This is a genomic window from Rufibacter sp. JT20002 (genome assembly GCF_056491185.1).
In genome coordinates, this window is record NZ_JBSZJY010000004.1 from 372,313 (window position 1) to 390,140 (window position 17,828).

The window sequence follows — 17,828 nt, forward strand, 5'->3', positions numbered from 1 at the left end:
TTTTCCTTCCTTGGCTAACCTAATCCTATTACCAAATTCGGGTGGGCTCCTTACCGGTTAATTCCCGGTCCTGTTTCTCCCAGAGGAGCCGGATCTCATCCGAGCATTTCCTCACCAATGCGCTTCCAAGATAAGTAATCTGGTAAGACTCCGGCCTGAATGGCTTCCCTTGCACAACAACCTTGATGTAGCCTTTCTCCAGCAAGACGTTGATGGAGTCATACACGGAAGGTAGAAAGTAAGCCTCTGAGAGATAGGTGTCTAGTTTGGAGGCAGTAAAGGGGAACTTGGCCAAGGAGAGCCGATGGCAGGCGCACAACACCTCCCAGTCCCGCTGCCTTAAACCCGTCTTCTTCTTGAGGTCTTTCAGCACGCGGTGCTGCACGGCTAGGATGCCGGAGATGTCCGAGGAGGGAATGTTCATGCGTTATAGGGGGTGTAAAAGGATGGGATCAGAGAGGGGCTGGTACGAAAACATATATCACCAACCTGATTTTGGCCATAGGCTAATACCTGAAGATACGAAATTTAACGGAGACTTCAGGAAGATAGTGTCAGGTCAAACCTTATCTGTCCAATTACTCGCCAACGCGACAATTATCCAAGAAGGCACCGACATCTACCCCCCAGAAACCAACGATCGTTGCCACATCCCCAATTATTTTCCTGCAGTTTGCCACCTTATTTTCAAAGGGAAGAGCAGATTGCGCGGCCTCTTGGGCGTAAGCCAATGACTTTTCCCTATCTTCCAAATAGTTAAGGTAAAACCAACTCATATTTTTGGCAATCACCGCAAGTTGGGGCAGGAAGGCCTGCGGAGCCTGCTTGGCCAGCTCTCTGCAGTAATCAATGGCAGACAAACCTGCTTTTTCGGCTTCAACTAGGTTAGAATCCCCGATGAATAGGCGCACCTGGCCCAAAAGAGCGGTAACCAAGAGTGGCAGGTGTGCCTGCCAGTTGCGGCTTACCAGTTCCTGGCATGCTTCTATTGCCGAATCAAAAACTAGCCTTGCCGGCTCAATCTTTCCATGTTCTATCAATAAGTTGCCCAGGTTGACCAGCGTCCCCGCCATATTTGACAGTAGATTAGGCTTTGCATCCACGAATCTAACGTATAGGCTTATGGCCTCCCTGTAAGCCTCTTCTGCTTTTCCTGGCTCCCCTTTCGAAACAAACAGTAAGCCTAGCCCATTGAGGGTCTCGGCCACCCTTGGCAGGTAGGTGTCCGAGTCATTAGCGGCTAGCCCCCTCCTTATTTCTAGCGATTTGCCATAGGCACGTTCCGCCTCTGACAGCTTACCGCTCTCCTCCAGGAAATTCCCGTAGTTACTGAGCGACGCCGCCAGTTCTGGCAAAAGTTCTTGGTTTTCCCTTGCGAGATCCTCCCGAACCTCTAGCGCCTCCCTATAGGCTAACTCGGCGCCACCGGGTTGGTTGTTTTTCACCAGCAGGTTCCCTAGGTTGTTGAGGGCATCACCGATTTTGGGGCGGTAAGTACCAGGGTCGGATTTCGCTAGTTCCCTTAACTGTCCTAGAGCCTCTTGGTATAAGGATCTCGCCTCTTCAGGTTCATTGTGCTCCTGCAGGAAGAGGGCGAAGTCGAAAAGGTTCTTGCTGTTCCTTTCCGCGGACAGGGATTTTCTGTACAGTTCCTTTGCCTTTTGGAATCGATCAGGAAGCTTGAAGTCCAAGTTCGTGAGCTGGGCTTTGATGAGGAACTCGCTAGCCTTGTCCTGCAGCATCTTTGCATTGCCTTCCTTCCTTTGCCTCAGCCTTTCCTGTTCTTCCAACAAAGAATCCAGTTCACTGGCCATTTCCCTCTCCTCCAAGACCTCGCTTGCCTTTCGGAAGTCTCCGGCCTCAACGTATGACATGGCCAACATCAGACGTTCTGTGGAGTGTGCCATACTGAAGCTTTCGGCTAGCTTAATTACCTCTCTCTTGAGTGCGGCTAGTTCTTCTTCAACTCCGGTACGCCTCTCCTCTAGCCCATTCAATTCCTCCCTAAAACTCCTATCGGCAGGGTAGCTTTCTATTCTAGCCCTTGTTATCTGGCATTGTTTATCCAATTGGGTCAATTCTGCCTCAAGCTCCTTATATATGGCTGCTTCCTTCAGGTTGATGACCGTGTTGCCGTCCCCGATGATGGCAGACACACCGGCATAAATGGGGGCATTGGCGACGTTCTTACTATTATTGGTTTCCATCCCCTCAACCGTTATTGTCACCCAAGGTGACATTGCCACCTGCCTTTATCGGTGCGGTGCTGATGTTCTTGGATTTGTTGACCACTATGGCCTGAGATGGATAGGCCTCTTTTCTCTTGATCACCTCGGCAATATGCTGCACCCACTCCTCGGCGTGGGGTTCCGCCCTAAGCCCCTTCCTGATCGCCAGTACCGCAGACTCTTTGTTGAGTTCATCATCCGGGTTGTCTTGAAGGTCTTCTAATTCCTGCTTTGGGCTACCGTCACTTTTAAAGAAAATGGATTTCAACCAGGAGACGCCTTCCTTGGCAAACTCCTCGGTGGCTGTGTCAAAGGCTTTGTCGAAGGCTTTTCCTGCCAGATAGTTGACGATCATGAGGGCTGCTCCAGTAGTGATGGGTTCCATTAGATAGAATTTGTTATAGGTATTTTGATTTACTTTCTCAGACAAAGCATACAGCTGAGTCTGCTAAACCCGGCTGCAAATGATCCCGGTTCTGCTCCAAGCCAAAAGAGAGCTTCCAAGACATAACCCAATCCCTGAGAGCAATGAATATAGTAATTAAGAGGTATAATCCATGATATATCTAATTAGTTTCTGTGTCAAAAAAAGTATTGCAACAAAGAAGCCTCAATAGGCACAATACAGCCATGCAATTCTACCTCTTGTTTGTATCACTGTAAGCTTTAGCTTTTATTGACACGCCCCCGTATATTGAGGTTCTCCGACCATAACCCCAAAGCCTCATGAAAGCAGCCCTCTACCTCCGCGTCTCCACCGCCAAGCAGAACACAGAACGCCAGCTGACAGAACTTAATGACTACGCCTTGAAGAATGGCTTTGAAGTGGTCTACACGGCCTGTGAGACAGTTTCCGGCGCCAGGCACCGCTACCAGCGCCCCGGCATGGAGAAGGTGCTGGAGATGGCCAGAAGGGGCCAAATCACGGAGGTGATCTGCCTGGAGCTGTCAAGGCTCGGGAGGGACGCCATGGACGTGAGGAGCCTCATCCTGGAGCTGGCGGAACATGGGGTCTGCACGCATGTGGTGAACCGGAACCTGCGCTCCCTGGACAAGCGCAGGAGGAAGGACCACGTCACCATGATGGTGCTGGGCATATTGGCGGACCTGGCAGAGATGGAGCGGGAGACCACCGTGGAGCGGATCGTCTCGGGCCAGCAGGAGGCCAAGCGGCGGGGCAAGCACATCGCCCGGCCCAAGGGATCGGTGAAGAGCACGGAGAGATTCCTGGAGGAAAACAAGCGAGTGGTGGAGTACCTGAGGGAAGGGAGATGTTCCATCCGGGAGATCGCCACGCTGTGCGGCGTCTCGCCAAACACGGTGGTGAAGGCCAAGCAGGCGATTAGTGCAGAAAGTGCAACAAGTGCAAGGGTGCAGCAAGGGATTTCTGCCTGACGGGTCCTCACTGCCACTGGCAAAGTCCGGTGAAACCTGAGGGAAGCAGGGTTTCCGTTTCCCAAAGAATCCTACTGTATCAGTGGCTCACACATTTGTGTCAAAAGAATGCAGGACTGCCAAAACAGCCCTACCCGGTCAGACCAAAGGCGTTTCCATCGAAAGAACAAACCCCCGCCCATCAAATACAAGCCACTGATACCTACCTCCTTGATTTAGATATTCGGACTATTTGACCCTTCAATTAACATAGCTGGCGTTATTGGCTTTTGCTTGTTACAGCCTCTATGGGTCAGCCTCTGGTGACATAGGTAACTATTGTCATTGAGGCTGGCAGGCGTAACAAAGAATTAGAGGCCTGTATACCGCCAATGAAAAGCCATTGAGTTAAGCCTAGCAAGCCGGATTTCAGCAGGTCATTTATTATCCGGAGATGAAATAAGGAGCATCTAAAATTTTAACCGGTAACTCACCGTGCCATAATGGACAGCTCCCATGGGTAAGATTTAGCCTTGTCTTAGGCTGAGAGCAAGTATTTGCAAAATGAGTCTTCTATATTAGGCAGAACCAGTGGAAACAGCTTAATTGCTCATAATTGGTGTACTGAATTTAACTAGAAGTACTTATGATACCTGCAACCCCTACCATTCTGTTTGATGGAGTCTGTAATCTATGCAATGGGTTTGTTCAATTTGTCATCAATCATGACCCCGCGGCTTATTTCCATTTTGCCTCACTGCAATCCGAGGTAGGGCAGCACGTGTTAGAAGCCCACGGTTTGCCAAAAGGGGAGCTCAGAACTGTTCTGCTGCTGGAGAACGGGAGGTTGTACAGCCGATCAACGGCTGCCCTCCGTATCTTGCGTCGCCTGGGTGGGGGATGGTCTCTTCTATATGCTTTCATTGTAATACCCACCTTTCTGCGCAATCCTCTTTATGATTGGGTTTCACGGAATCGCTACCATTGGTTTGGGCAGCAGGAAAGTTGTATGTTGCCCACCCCCGAGCTAAAAGTACGGTTCCACTAAGCCTGTATCACTCTTTCTGTTTGCAGCTCATTATACTGGTAAACCAAAGTACATTACCTATACCTCCAGTTAAAATCAGAGCTTTCGTAGGATGTGTATGTCTTATAAAAATTCATGCATTCTTATGTCTATTCCTTTGTTATAGGCCAAGGATTAAAAATCATTGTGGCTGAACTGCCTGAATACCATTCCCCCAATTAAGCATCTAGGCATTATTTGACGACCAACTCTTTGCGGATGCGGCTCAACGATTCGGGGGTCAGGCCCAGGTAAGAGGCAATCATCCAGAGCGGCAGGCGCAGGGAAAGGGAAGGATACGTCTCTATGAAGCCAAGATACCGTTGCTCGCCCATCTCACTCAGGTGGCTGATTCGTTCTTTTTAAGAAAACTAGTTTGTGGTACACAGCGAAGGGTATTACTCTGGCTATCATTTGTATTGGGAGAAATTGAGTGTAAAATTTCTGCAAAAAAAGCTTGTTTCTCACCGTAGATAATAAATTATCAGCAATTGAAATCACCCAAATAATGAAAGGGAATAAAGCGACTTTTAGAACATTTTTGCCTTGTTATAGACCTTTACAACACATTATTTCAGATGCATCTTTGAAATGCCTATTAAAGTCTCTGTAGAAAATAGATGTGTCCAATTAAGAAAAGTTCCAATAAGCTGTAATGTCAACGTTGTAAGGATTGCATTACTCTTACCTGGTGATTGGGATAAATACTCCAAAATTTACTTTATGTCAAACCTAACCTCTTTAGAAAAACAGAAGCTGGAAATCCTTTTTAAAATGAAGCAAGGCTTCCTTCTTAATTTTTCAGATGCCTCTTTCTATTCCTTTGTTTTTAAAAGCGTAGGTAAAGACATCACAATTGAGAATTACCGGAAAGAAACAGGTTCTAAGGCAAATAGACTGCGGCAGTTTTGGAAGCTGGAACCTGACCATATAGTGGGAAAGTTGATTCTTGACTTGTGTCAGTACTTACAAGTTGAAAAGAAAAAACAAGGGGAGCATCTTAATCCAATGGAGGAAGAATTGCTCAATGACTGTTTCAACATTAGTAGAAGGTTAATTAACTCTGTTGAGGAAAGGGCTATAGCTCTGAACGAGGAAAAAATCAGATGGAGTTTATGATTCTGAAGGAGAAGTAAATTGTAAGGTGAGAACGTTAGCTGGTTAACCTTTCTAAATATTTTTTAGATAATTGTATGTTAGCCAAAAAGACCCTGGCTTCAATATCTCTTGATAATTATTCTGCTAACCTAAAGTATTTGCAGTTAATAAACGCTATTTAACAGCCATAGAAAAAGATATAATCAAGAAAGGTGATCTTCTGCTTTCCCTTAACGAACTTACTTATCATTTGGATATTTCTAAGGATACTGCTGAAAAGGCTTATAGAAACCTGAAAAGGTTAGGTATACTTAATTCAGTTCCAGGTAAAGGGTATTACATTGAAAAAAAGGAAGTACCCAGAGAAGTGAAAGTTTTACTTTTATTTAATGAACTAAGCACCCACAAGAAGGTTATTTACGATGCTTTTATTAAAAAATTAGGTCAATATTATAGGGTTAACTTATGTACCTATAACAACGATCATATCTTATTCAATAAAATTATAAGTGAACGTAAGGACGACTACTCTTATTATATGATCATTCCTCATTTCGTGGAGGGAGGTGTCCAAGCTCAGGAGATCATCAATCTTCTGCCAAAGGATAAGTTAATACTAATTGATAAAATACTTCCAGGGATAACAGGGGAATATGCTGCTGCCTACGAGAATTTTGAAAATGATGTTTTTCAAGCTTTGGAACAGGCGTTACATAAAATCAGAAAGTATCAAGTTTTTAAGATTATTTTCCCAGAGAAAAGTTATTATCCAAAAGAGATTGTCAATGGATTTAACAGGTTTTGCCGGGTTCACGGGTTTAATGGGAAAGTATTCAACAGGTTAGATGTAGGTGTGATTGAAGAGGGAGATTTGTATATCAACCTCTTGGAAGATGATTGAGCTACTTTATTAGAATTGATAACTGTTAAAAAATGATTGTAGGACTACAAGTAGGAGTAATCTCCTATAATGAAACTCCTATCAAAAAAATATATTCTTAATGAAATAGCAACTATTTCTATAGATTTCAAGACAAGGGGTGTTATTGCTGCCCAATTGATTCAAGACAATTCTTTAAGAGAAGTAGAGGTTCCTTTCTCAATGATAAAAAGGGCCTCTTTGTGAAGTTTGAAAAAAGATCCATTTCTGTTACAATTTACATGGTATCTGCTTTCTAGAAAGTCGCAATAGCTTGCAGGAATGATCAATTTATTGTTAGATTTATTTAAATAGAATAGCAATATCATGGGAAAATCATGCGGTCATTACCCATTTTCCTGATGTTAATAATGTTTTATACTTTATTGATGGCAGATTTACCTTTGTTTCCTTATAGCCATTTTTTCGTGCTAAACAAAGGTAGTTAGGCATTAGTTAGTTATTACTTGCAATACCAAACCATTTTTCTTTAAAGGATCAGCTTGTTTTGTGAATAGTAAAACAAGTTGATCCTTTAATCATCTACGCTGTTAAAGACATACCATCCTATAAGTAATTGGTGCAGTAGTGATAGAGCATTTCTTTCCTTTCGGTGTTGGCTAGCATTTCCCGGTTGATTCAAAATTAAATTCGCTATAAAAGTAAGCTCTCTTAAATAGTAAACCTAACTGAAGATTTAAATAGGCTTGATTAAAGAACTAAATGGCAGGATGAAAGAAATTTCTTGTCATCAAGCTGTCGGCTTAATTATAAGGCTCTATAGTAACATAGAGATAAAATATTAAAAATTGAATCTTACATAGGTTAGGTGCAAAATTAAAATTTAAGCCTAAATAAGCTGCTTGGCCTTTATTTTTTTGATAAATATTCAAATTTCATGTTCTTTTATGTTTAAAAGCGAAATTTAGAACAAAACTGTCCCCTTTTCGGCCTTTCCAACCCTGTTTATTACCTCTAACTTCGATTTACTAAAAAGACATTAAGAGGGGAGTTTTTTTATCAATTGATTAATCAGGCTCTTTTTTTCTTATCCCTATTAACAAACATTCAAAACCAATAAAGTTTTTCGTATGCGGAAAAAATCTACATTTATTATGCTACCCCTAACTTTTTTATTAGTCACAGGGGCAGCATCTAACATCTTTGGACAGAGTCAGCCGGATTCTACCAGAGTTACTTCACCGTCTACTGATTCAACAAAAATCAGTAGTGACCAGACTAAGAACCGGAACGTTATGCTGAATGCAGAAAGCAATACGGGACCTAGAAATGTTAACATCGGGTTACCTTTTACAGGAGATGTGATCATTCTGGAAAACGATGTTCCGGTGGTTTACACCTTTTGGCCAACCATACCCACTACCGTCTGGCGATATGACAACAGCTTGTCAGAAATGGGCTTGCTAAGTTTTTCAGAGGGAGCTTTAACCCAAGGGCGTGTTGGGTATGCTGTAATGAGTTCAGATAGAAATGCCAGCTCTACCTTTAAAGGTTTTGCTTCTATTTATCTGAATAGTTTTGGTTCTACCATTTATGATGCAACTGTTACAGGCCCAATTGGCAAAAAAGGTTGGGGATACACGGCTAGCATTTATGAGTGTTTTGATAGAGGTACTGGCACAGACTGGAAGTACACCCCTTGGTCTGATAGAACTCAGATAGGTAAATTGGGGATCTCGAAAAAATACAATAATGGATTTGTCAGATTATTGTATAAAGTGGCTGAATCTGATGTACAGTTAAACAGATACAACCCACTTGTATATGAAGGCAATGGTGAGACCAGTCCCGTAGACGGATTCAAGCTTGGCCAGGATAGCTATACCTTAAGGGATGGTATGGTTCCTTATTATGATGCCATCACAGGTCAGCCTGGTATTGCAAATCTTACGGATGATAAATGGTCACAAAACATTTCACATAATGTATACCTGGTAGGGCAGCACAAGTTTGCGAATAACTGGAAACTGGACTATACCTCTATGTACCAGAAAATGAAATCGCCATTTTCCATTATGTTCCCCATCAGTCTTTTGGTGAAGGACCCTGATCAGCAACAGCAAGCCAGAGAGGTATACAAACTTCATGGAACAAACCAGAATTGGAATGGAGCCATACAATGGGTAACTGCTCAGATGATGCCACAGTCAGACAATGAGTATTTTGTCAATAGAGCAGAAGTGACCAAAAAGGTAAACAATCATGGTCTTAGATTTGGTTTCCAGCACCAGTCTTATGCGGTTCAATCCCAGACAAATGCAGGTTTGTATATGCAAACCGTTGAAGCTAATCCTCAATTGTTAGACTATTACGTGGCTATTCCAGGTGTAGGAAACATTAAGGTTGCTAATGAATATGGCTTGATGCCAGCGGCTGCAGGTGGATACGGTAATACCCTTGATTCTAAGACGAATAAATACGCTCTATATGCTTCAGATAATATGAAGTTGTCTAATAGAATAGACTTAAATGTAGGTGCCAGAATAGAGCGTCAGAATATCAAAGAAAATAGAAACCCTTACATCAATGATTTCGCAGGTGAAAGACCATTCATAAATTATGAATTCAAAAACATGTGGAATAAGGTGTTCTTTGCTGAAACGGTAGTGAAGCTGACCAAGAACTTTGGCGTGTTAGGCGATGTGACATACAACTCATGGAACACAGGTTTTTGGAGTTTCCCATACAAAGATGAGAATGGAAACCCTATAGCAGACCCTGCTACACCTGGAGCCAAGCCACAACAAACACTACCGGGTACCTATGAAACAGACGTGCTGAATTTTGGAGGTGGTGTATATTTAAATTTGGGCACTAAATTTAGTTTGGTTTCCAAAGTGACCAGGATCAGTAAAAATGGGAACTTCACCACTCACTCTATTACCAATCCGGCAAACACTTCTGAAAGAATGACTTTCAGCCCAATTTTCTATGATCTTACCACTGTGGGTTGGACCACTGATATAGTAACAAGTCCAGTTAAGAACTTCAATCTGCACTTCTTGTTTACCCTGCAAAAACCAGAATACCACAATTACAAGTACAGTGCATTTAATGTAACTTATGACTACAGTAATAAGGTAATCCCAGGCTTATCACAAACTCTTCTTGAGATAGATCCTAGTTATACATTTAAACAAGGTGCATTTCGTGTATGGTTAAGCCTTCGTTATTTCGGTAAGCAATACGCAAATCCTACAAATGCTTTCCACTACAATGGCTGGTGGGAGAACTTTGGGGGTGTTGACTACAGAATGAGTCGTAATGTAAGCTTCAAGCTGCAGGTGGCCAACTTCTTGAATCAGGAGGGTGTGAAAGGAGTCCTTCAGGGAGCCGATCAAATTGTAGATGCCACTTCTTATATTGGCAGGAAAGTTGTTGCAGGGGGTATTCGTCCAAGAACAGTTGAATTCACCACAAACTTCAAATTTTAACTTAGTTTTTAACCTTAATTATTGACATATGAAAAATAGATTAGTTGTTCTCGTTGCGCTGGTTTTGGTACTGACAGGCCTGCAGAGAGTGAGTGCTCAGACAAACGAATTCTTCGTGGGCAAGTGGAGTGTGGAGGTGACGGGTACGCCCAACGGCGACGGCACGAGTGTGGTGGTTTTGGAGCGGAAGGACGGAAAGCTGCAGGGCTCGTTGAAGTCAGGCGAGGCGGCCCCGATGAAGTTCACCCGCGTGGAGGAGAAGAACAACGAGATTACTGCGTACTTCACCACCGATAGCGGCTATGATGTGTATCTCTACCTCAAGAAGACTGGGGACAACACCGCCGAAGGCTCCATGATGGACATGTTCGACGCGAAGGCCAAGCGGATCACCGGCAATTAGCAAAAAACAGGTTGTAATCAAAAAAGGGTGGCATTTGCCACCCTTTTTTGTTCTCTATTCCCTTGCATCCATATGGCATATGAGGATAAGCTTTGCCTATGTTTTGCAACAACATTGCAATCTGATTTGCCATTGCTTAAGCAACCTTACTGCTCAGATTGTAGAATGGTGTGGGGAAAGCACATTGATCCTGTTTTAAGCTTATTAAAGCTAAAACAGGCTTAAAACAGAAGCCAAACATTAATTCCCGCTTTTGCCTTTTGATCTAAACTCCTTTGGAGAAACGCCGGTGTGCTGTTTAAAATACTTCCCAAAAAAGGATTGAGAGGGAAAGTTTAATTGGTCACTGATTTGCTGAATGGAAAGGTTGGTTGACTTAATTAACGAACTAGCTTCCATGATGACATACTCGCTAATCCAATCACTGGCTGTTTTACCAGTTTTTTCCTTCAACACTTTTGAGAAGTATTTAGGTGTTATGCATAATTCATTGGCATAGAATTCCACTTCTCTGCTTTTCCTAAAGTTTTGTTGCACCAGGTTTAAAAAGCTATCAAACAGAATATCAAATTTTGGCTTTTTAGAATCTTTAGGCTCTGTGTGTTGGTGGGCTGTTGTTCTATAGAAATAAGCGAGTGTCAGATGTTGAATAATTTCTTTGCGGAATGGATTATTCTCCATCCTCAAAGTGTCTCTCATTACCTGGAAATAATCTAGCTGTGATTGTAGGTCTGCCTCGCTGAGTACAGTAAGGGGGCTGTCTAACACAGCATGCTTCAAAGGGTACCGTTCTCTTATATCAGAGAAAAGCTTATCTGTGAACTGATCTGACATAACAACATAATAAGCTTTCAGATCTGGGCTTACTTCTTGATACTGTACAAATTGTCCTGAAATAATAGAGAGAAGGCATGGAGCCTTCACCTCATACTCTCTTACATTGATTTTAATCTTCATAGAGCCCTCAGCGCATATTACTCCTACACTGTGCTCCAATTTGAAAGGGTCAAAAAATTTCCGATCAATGACTGGATTCTCCAGAAGGAAAAAATCATTGTCAATTGAATCATACATTAACTGATTCGAAAATTGCGAAGCTTGTAAAGTAGAATTCTTTCCCATTTGACCGAAAATACGAGTAGTTATTGATAAATATTCAAAAAAGAGACAAATGGAACAAAAGTGGTTACTTTTTGGCCTTTTTTACCCTAGGGGGTAGTGATATCTTCGTGATATAAAAATGTAAATAAAATCTAACCTGATTAAAAAATAAATAAAAAGGGGACGCAAGTAGAACAGTTACTTAAGAACATCTTAATAAATGAGGCAAGATGCTTATGCGAAACAATTTATTTGAGTTTCCTTTTTAAACCAATGAGACATCTTACCTGAGGGGATATTGGGGTTTTAGATTGGACCTTAGAAGTACAATAAGAAGTAAGATTTTTTAACATTCATTGATTCACCACAAACTTCAAATTTTAACCTAATTTTTTAAACCTTAATTATTGACATATGAAAAGTAGATTAGTTGTTCTTGTTGCATTGGTTATGGTACTGACAGGTCTAACCAAGTTAAGTGCCCAGACAAATGAGTTTTTTGCGGGTAAGTGGAGTGTGGAGGTGACGGGTACGCCTAACGGCGACGGCACGAGTGTGGTGGTATTAGAGCGGAAGGACGGAAAGCTGCAGGGCTCATTAAAGTCGGGAGAGGCGGCCCCTATGAAGTTCACCCGCGTGGAGGAGAAAAACAACGAGATCACCGCGTACTTTACCACCGATAGCGGCTATGACGTGTATCTCTACCTCAAGAAAACAGGAGACAACACGGCTGAAGGCTCCATGATGGACATGTTCGACGCGAAGGCCAAGCGGATTACCGGCAAATAGCAGAAAGCGGCTTAAGAACAAAAAAGGGTGGCATTTGCCACCCTTTACTTTAAAGCAATTTCCTTCTTTCAATTACTGTATTGTTGGGAACAATATAGTTTGGATCTGTTCTGAGAACAATACAGTTTCTCCTTTACCATGTATGCAATACAGGCGATGATAATACCTCTACCATTCAATATTAAGTCAGCAGCCAAATCTATTTATGTTATATGTCTGCTGCTAGCATTCAGTGCATACTATTCAGCTCAGGCCCAAGTCCCTGCATTTGATCATAAGATTGATGCCTTAATGAAGCAGATGACCCTTGAGGAAAAAATAGGGCAGCTTAATCAGGTAGCAGGTTCTTTTGCCACCGGCCCGGTTACTAATAGAGAAACCAATCTTTTTAAAAGTATAAGGGAGGGAACGGTAGGCTCTGTATTGAATGCCAAAAGTGTAGAGCACACAAGAGCCTTGCAGGAAGCAGCCATGGAAAGCAGGTTGAAAATTCCTTTGTTGTTTGGGTTGGATGTAATCCATGGTTATAAAACTACTTTCCCTATTCCTTTGGCTGATGCGGCCAGCTGGGATTTAGGCGCTATTGAGCTTGCTGCCCGTATTGCTGCAGTAGAAGCTGCTGCTGCGGGCCTTCATTGGACATTTGCCCCCATGGTAGACGTAAGTCGTGATCCACGCTGGGGCAGAGTAATGGAAGGAGCCGGAGAAGATTCTTACCTGGGTAGCCTGATTGCCCGTGCAAGAGTAAATGGTTTTCAGGGTAAAGGTCTTGGGAACATTGATGCAGTAATGGCATGTGCAAAGCATTTTGCGGCGTATGGAGCAGCTATTGGAGGGCGTGACTATAACTCAGTTGACATGAGTGACCGCACCCTTTGGGAAACGTATCTGCCTCCGTTTAAAGCTGCTGCAGATGCAGGAGTGGCCACATTCATGAATAGTTTCAATGACTTAAATGGAGTTCCAGCCACCGGTAATAAATACCTGCAACGTGATATTCTCAAAGGTAAATGGAACTACAAGGGTTTTGTGGTAAGCGATTGGGCTTCTATTAAAGAAATGATCAACCATGGCTATGCAGATAGCAACAGTGATGCGGCTTACAAAGCTATCACAGCCGGCAGTGACATGGATATGGTGAGTAAGCTTTACCTGAATAATCTGCCTGATTTGGTCAAAGAAGGCAAGGTGCCCCAGGCATTGATAGATGATGCGGTTCGCAGAATCTTACTGAAGAAATTTGAATTAGGGTTATTTGATGATCCTTATCGGTTTTGCGATGCCAATCGTGAAAAGGCTGCCTTAAACAATCCTAAACACCGTCAGGCAGCCAGAGAAGTAGCACAGAAAAGTATTGTGCTACTAAAAAATGAAAAGGAAGTGTTACCCTTGAAACCTTCCCAGAAAATAGCGCTTATAGGACCTCTTGCCAAATCTGAAGTAGACATGTTGGGATTTTGGAATGTAGAATGGCCAGACAACAGTGATGTAGTCACCCTCCATGAAGCGCTGGAAAAGCGAATGACCGATAAATCAAAGCTGCTGTATGCCAAAGGATGTGAGATAGCAGATACAAGCCGAGCTGGTTTTGCCGAGGCAGTCCGGGTTGCCAAAGCCGCAGATGTGGTAGTGGTGTATGTAGGGGAGAAACGGGACATGAGTGGCGAGGCCAAGAGCCGTGCTAATATTACGTTACCCGGAGTGCAGGAAGAGCTGGTAAAAGCATTGTATGCTACCGGCAAACCCATGGTGGTAATGATAGGAGCAGGACGCCCCTTGGTCTTCAACTGGATTGCTGAAAACGTGCCCTCCATTCTTTACACGTGGTGGTTGGGCAGTGAAGCGGGTAATGCCATGGCCGATGTGTTGTTTGGTGATTACAACCCCTCAGCAAAGCTCCCTATGACCTTCCCCAGATCTGAAGGGCAGATACCATTACACTACAACTACAATAATACCGGGAGACCATCGCCTGAAAATTCAAATAAGCCTGCAATGTACACCACAGGTTACATTGATATGGTGAAGAGTCCTCAGTATTCATTTGGGTACGGGCTTAGCTATACCACTTTTGGTTATGACAACCTGAAACTGAGTGCCAACACCATGACTCAGGACCAGACGGTAAAAGTAGAGTTTAAACTTACCAACACCGGTAAGAAGGTTGGAGAAGAAGTGGTGCAGTTATATATACGGGATAAGGCAGCGTCTTTAGTTCGGCCAGTGAAAGAACTGAAAGGATTCCAGAAAATCAAACTGAAGCCGGGCGAAAGCAAAATGGTATCCTTTACCATCAATAAAGAAGCTTTATCCTTCTGCAACAACCAGTTGCAGTGGGTGGCCGAACCCGGTATGTTTGATATCATGGTGGGTGCTTCTGCCATGGACATTAAGTTCACAGAAGCGCTGGAGCTTAAATAATTCTACCATATACCACTCCTGGCCTTAATAGTCTAACGTGATTAGAATGTCAAATCATATCAAATTTCTGATGCTGTTGCTGTTGCCTACCACCTTATTGGCACAATCAGGCAATAGCAAGAAGTCCCAAGTGGCCCCTGTGGTAAGCAAGTGGTTGCAACCGTATGATTTTAAGTCGGAGGCCTTCCGCAACCCTGCACAGCAGTACTTGCCTTTTGCGCGCTGGTGGTGGCCGGGTAACGCCGTCACCAATGAGGAATTAACAAGGGAAATCAATTTGTTTGCTGACCATGCCTTTGGTGGAATGGAAATCCAAACCCTGAATCTAGGATTACCTAAATTATCAAGTCAAGCCATGGACAGCGTGTTAAGTTGGGATACCCCTTCTTATTACGAGCATTTGAAAACTGTGCTAAATGCGGCCCGGAAGCGGAATTTGACAATTGATTTAACAAACGGAAGCGGCTGGCCGGCTGGTGGGCCATTCCTGGACGTAGAAGACGGTTTTCTCAACCTGCAGTTTGCTGAAAAAGATATTGAAGGAGGGCGCAGAGTAGTAATGCCGCTTCCGTCCATTGAAAACGAAACAGGCGTGCCGGAAAGGCTGGAGGCGGTTCTGGCGGTAAAAGCACTCCCAAAAAAAGCAGATGATGATACTAAAACAGCCTTTCTAGAAAGCACCTCTACCATTGTACTAACAGATAAGGTAAAGCAAAACAGCCTTGACTGGCTTGCTCCCGCAGGGAAATGGAAGATTATTGCTTTCTGGAGCAAACCCAAATCAAAAGATGGTAGCATGGTGGCTGCCGCCAAGCAAGGTCCGGTACTTAATCATTTTGACTCCCTTAAAGTATTCAAGAACTATAACTATATCCTAGGAGATAGAACCGGGCTTCCGGCATTCTACGGTAACCCGTTGAGAGCTGTCTTTACAGATAGCTATGAATTTGGAGTTGACCGGCATTTCGCGCATGATTTGCTGCCTTATTTCAAGGAGCGTAGAGGGTATGATGCAGCTCCCTGGCTTCCTGCCAACATGCAAACTGCCTACAATTATGCTTATTGGAAAAACCCAAGCGCTGATCCTGACTTCTCTTTCAGTGATCAGGATTGGCGGCTCCGGTATGATTATGACCTTACAGTAAGTGAATTGTTTCAGCGCCATTTTGTAGAAGCCAGTAAGCATTGGCTGGAGGAAAGAGGCCTGCTGTTTAGAAACCAAGGCTATGGTATGCGTCTGGATATGATTGCTATTGCCGGTCATGCCTCCATTCCGGAAACAGAATCCATGATGGGTACTGAGGCTTTGATGAAAGTGATGGCTTCAGGAGCACATTTATATAATAGGCCCTTATTGTCAGCTGAATCTGTGGTGTTTGCCAAACGTGCTTACATGACCACGCCCCAAAAGGCAAGAATGGCCGTTGATAAATTGTTTGCAGCCGGTGTAAACCAGATTATCTACCATGGTATTTCCTATCGATACATTACCCATGAGACGATGCCCATTGGATGGAACCCCTTTAGTGCACCTGGTATTAACTTTTCTTCGGATTTCGGTGAAGGTAATATCTTCTGGAAAAGTCAAAAGCAGCTGAATGAATACATAGGAAGAACTCAGTATGCCTTGCGCGCCGGAAAGCCCCGTGCAGATGTGCTTATTTATTTTCCACTGATGATATCTGAAGGAATGCCTGTGAATCCGGAGGAAATCATGACCCATGGGTATATAGAAGGTGTGGAACCCCCGCTTCCTAATTCAAGAGTGTCTGCCGCAACTAGAAAGGCCACGGAGGAAACAGGGGCTTGGATAAGTAAAGTTTACCCAATCATCAACCAATTAGAGGCCAACGGCATTACCTGGGATTGGGTAAATGATGCCTCTATTCAGGAAGCGCAGCTTACAAAAGATAATAAAATCAATATTCGTGGTAATATTTACCAAGCATTGGTGCTGGCAAACGATTCCATCATACAGTTAAATACAGCTACGCACATCAGCCAGTTAGCCTCAAAGGGAATGAAATTGGTGGCCTCTGGTACATTGCCTTACATGCAGCCATCCTTCCTGAACTGGAAAGAGAATGACAGTAAAACGCAAACGTTGATAGCGCAGGCAATCAAAGAAAAAAACAGCAGATACCTGCAGAATGAAGAGCAGGTAAGCGACTGGATAAAAAGTCTGGAACAGCCTGTAGCATTTAACGGCCAATATAAGTTTACGCGGCAGGCGCAACGGGAAATGAGTGATGGTAGTCGTGTTCAGTTTATCTGGAACAAGAGTAACGAGTGGCAGACTATTTCCCTGACGCTTGACAAAAAGTACAAAGACAGCTACTGGTTTAATGCAGAAGATGGGAGCATGGCAAAAAATAACGGCTCCACTGTTTCCTATCGGTTAGCTCCATACGGTTCAATAATTCTGTATGCCTCAACCGTAGCCAATAGTGTGCCTAAGAAACAGTTGGTTGATGAGCGGTTCCTGCCAGGTAAAATCCAGCAGATTGTGTCTATTGATAAATGGGACATTAAAGCTGACTCTGTTACCATTAATAATTCACCTCTTTTTGACTGGAAAGACAATGAACAATTAAAATACTCTTCTGCTGAAGGGGTGTACACGACTTCTTTTGATTGGAAAAAGCAGAAAGGCTCAGACCGTTATTGGCTCAGTCTAGGTAAAGTGAATTTTACAGCGGAAGTGTACTTAAACAATAAGAAAGTTGGTGGCAGAATCTTCTCGCCCTACATGCTTGATGTCACTGATTTTCTTCAGCCAGGGATTAACAAGTTAGAAGTACGGGTAACGCCAGGTCAGTTGAATGACTTCATTGGCAAGGCATTGAAGGGAGACAGCAGGTTCAGACAGTTTAAGGCAAAGGAGTATCAGCCAATGTCAGCAGGATTGCAAGGCCCGGTGGTGATTGGCGTTGTTGCTGAACCAGCCGCTAAATAGATTAAATACAAGTGATTA

General features: G+C 43.4%; 14 protein-coding genes. 9 read left to right on the forward strand and 5 right to left on the reverse strand.

All coding sequences use genetic code 11. The features are described 5' to 3' along the window. Positions 1–28: 28 nt before the first annotated feature. From ACW9SV_RS18345 to ACW9SV_RS18355, 3 genes are all read right to left on the reverse strand, one after another. Entirely contained in the window at positions 29–424 is a 396-nt protein-coding gene (locus tag ACW9SV_RS18345) for a hypothetical protein (protein WP_479558220.1), read from the reverse strand. Positions 425–578: 154 nt separating this feature from the next. Further along, positions 579–2,207 (reverse strand): tetratricopeptide repeat protein, encoded by a 1,629-nt coding sequence (locus ACW9SV_RS18350; RefSeq protein ID WP_479558221.1) that lies wholly within the window; start codon positions 2,205–2,207, stop codon positions 579–581. Between the two features lie 4 nt (positions 2,208–2,211). Further along, the gene (locus ACW9SV_RS18355) at positions 2,212–2,613 is read right to left on the reverse strand and encodes a hypothetical protein (protein WP_479558222.1); all 402 of its coding nucleotides are present in this window, start codon (positions 2,611–2,613) and stop codon (positions 2,212–2,214) included. A 341-nt stretch (positions 2,614–2,954) separates the two neighbouring features. Here ACW9SV_RS18355 and ACW9SV_RS18360 point away from each other — a divergent pair, with 341 nt between their 5' ends. Both ACW9SV_RS18360 and ACW9SV_RS18365 read left to right on the forward strand, forming a co-directional pair. Further along, a complete protein-coding gene (locus ACW9SV_RS18360) occupies positions 2,955–3,623 on the forward strand; it encodes a recombinase family protein (protein WP_479558223.1) in 669 nt (222 codons plus the stop codon). A gap of 625 nt (positions 3,624–4,248) precedes the next feature. Continuing rightward, positions 4,249–4,650: a thiol-disulfide oxidoreductase DCC family protein gene (locus tag ACW9SV_RS18365; protein ID WP_479558224.1), complete on the forward strand. Its 402-nt coding sequence runs from the start codon at positions 4,249–4,251 to the stop codon at positions 4,648–4,650. Positions 4,651–4,862: 212 nt separating this feature from the next. Here ACW9SV_RS18365 and ACW9SV_RS18370 read toward each other — a convergent pair whose 3' ends face one another. Continuing rightward, a complete protein-coding gene (locus ACW9SV_RS18370) occupies positions 4,863–5,003 on the reverse strand; it encodes a hypothetical protein (protein WP_479558225.1) in 141 nt (46 codons plus the stop codon). Between the two features lie 388 nt (positions 5,004–5,391). On the opposite strand from ACW9SV_RS18370, the gene ACW9SV_RS18375 reads away from it, so the two are divergent. The 4 genes from ACW9SV_RS18375 to ACW9SV_RS18390 all read left to right on the forward strand — a co-directional run bounded on the left by ACW9SV_RS18375 (position 5,392) and on the right by ACW9SV_RS18390 (position 10,543). After that, positions 5,392–5,787, forward strand: a complete 396-nt coding sequence (locus ACW9SV_RS18375) for a hypothetical protein (protein ID WP_479558226.1) — start codon at positions 5,392–5,394, stop codon at positions 5,785–5,787. Positions 5,788–6,016: 229 nt separating this feature from the next. Beyond that, entirely contained in the window at positions 6,017–6,667 is a 651-nt protein-coding gene (locus tag ACW9SV_RS18380) for a GntR family transcriptional regulator (protein WP_479558227.1), read from the forward strand. Positions 6,668–7,941: 1,274 nt separating this feature from the next. Further along, on the forward strand, positions 7,942–10,140 hold the full coding sequence (locus tag ACW9SV_RS18385; protein ID WP_479558228.1) for a TonB-dependent receptor: 2,199 nt from the start codon (positions 7,942–7,944) through the stop codon (positions 10,138–10,140). Between the two features lie 88 nt (positions 10,141–10,228). Then, positions 10,229–10,543: a hypothetical protein gene (locus ACW9SV_RS18390; RefSeq protein ID WP_479558229.1), complete on the forward strand. Its 315-nt coding sequence runs from the start codon at positions 10,229–10,231 to the stop codon at positions 10,541–10,543. A gap of 240 nt (positions 10,544–10,783) precedes the next feature. Here ACW9SV_RS18390 and ACW9SV_RS18395 read toward each other — a convergent pair whose 3' ends face one another. Continuing rightward, positions 10,784–11,665, reverse strand: a complete 882-nt coding sequence (locus ACW9SV_RS18395) for a helix-turn-helix domain-containing protein (protein ID WP_479558230.1) — start codon at positions 11,663–11,665, stop codon at positions 10,784–10,786. A 393-nt stretch (positions 11,666–12,058) separates the two neighbouring features. On the opposite strand from ACW9SV_RS18395, the gene ACW9SV_RS18400 reads away from it, so the two are divergent. From ACW9SV_RS18400 to ACW9SV_RS18410, 3 genes are all read left to right on the forward strand, one after another. Beyond that, a complete protein-coding gene (locus ACW9SV_RS18400) occupies positions 12,059–12,433 on the forward strand; it encodes a hypothetical protein (protein ID WP_479558231.1) in 375 nt (124 codons plus the stop codon). Positions 12,434–12,733: 300 nt separating this feature from the next. Then, positions 12,734–14,854 (forward strand): beta-glucosidase BglX, encoded by a 2,121-nt coding sequence (gene bglX, locus ACW9SV_RS18405; protein WP_479558232.1) that lies wholly within the window; start codon positions 12,734–12,736, stop codon positions 14,852–14,854. A gap of 46 nt (positions 14,855–14,900) precedes the next feature. Beyond that, on the forward strand, positions 14,901–17,810 hold the full coding sequence (locus tag ACW9SV_RS18410; protein WP_479558233.1) for a glycosyl hydrolase: 2,910 nt from the start codon (positions 14,901–14,903) through the stop codon (positions 17,808–17,810). The last annotated feature ends 18 nt before the right edge of the window (positions 17,811–17,828 follow it).

Excerpts from the sequence above, each read along its gene's own strand:
- ACW9SV_RS18345 (WP_479558220.1), bottom strand. The coding sequence starts at position 424 with ATGAACATTCCCTCCTCGGACATCTCCGGCATCCTAGCCGTGCAGCAC.
- ACW9SV_RS18350 (WP_479558221.1), bottom strand. The coding sequence starts at position 2,207 with ATGGAAACCAATAATAGTAAGAACGTCGCCAATGCCCCCATTTATGCC.
- ACW9SV_RS18355 (WP_479558222.1), bottom strand. The coding sequence starts at position 2,613 with ATGGAACCCATCACTACTGGAGCAGCCCTCATGATCGTCAACTATCTG.
- ACW9SV_RS18360 (WP_479558223.1), top strand. The coding sequence starts at position 2,955 with ATGAAAGCAGCCCTCTACCTCCGCGTCTCCACCGCCAAGCAGAACACA.
- ACW9SV_RS18365 (WP_479558224.1), top strand. The coding sequence starts at position 4,249 with ATGATACCTGCAACCCCTACCATTCTGTTTGATGGAGTCTGTAATCTA.
- ACW9SV_RS18370 (WP_479558225.1), bottom strand. The coding sequence starts at position 5,003 with ATGGGCGAGCAACGGTATCTTGGCTTCATAGAGACGTATCCTTCCCTT.
- ACW9SV_RS18375 (WP_479558226.1), top strand. The coding sequence starts at position 5,392 with ATGTCAAACCTAACCTCTTTAGAAAAACAGAAGCTGGAAATCCTTTTT.
- ACW9SV_RS18385 (WP_479558228.1), top strand. The coding sequence starts at position 7,942 with ATGCTGAATGCAGAAAGCAATACGGGACCTAGAAATGTTAACATCGGG.
- ACW9SV_RS18395 (WP_479558230.1), bottom strand. The coding sequence starts at position 11,665 with ATGGGAAAGAATTCTACTTTACAAGCTTCGCAATTTTCGAATCAGTTA.
- ACW9SV_RS18400 (WP_479558231.1), top strand. The coding sequence starts at position 12,059 with ATGAAAAGTAGATTAGTTGTTCTTGTTGCATTGGTTATGGTACTGACA.
- bglX (WP_479558232.1), top strand. The coding sequence starts at position 12,734 with ATGACCCTTGAGGAAAAAATAGGGCAGCTTAATCAGGTAGCAGGTTCT.
- ACW9SV_RS18410 (WP_479558233.1), top strand. The coding sequence starts at position 14,901 with ATGTCAAATCATATCAAATTTCTGATGCTGTTGCTGTTGCCTACCACC.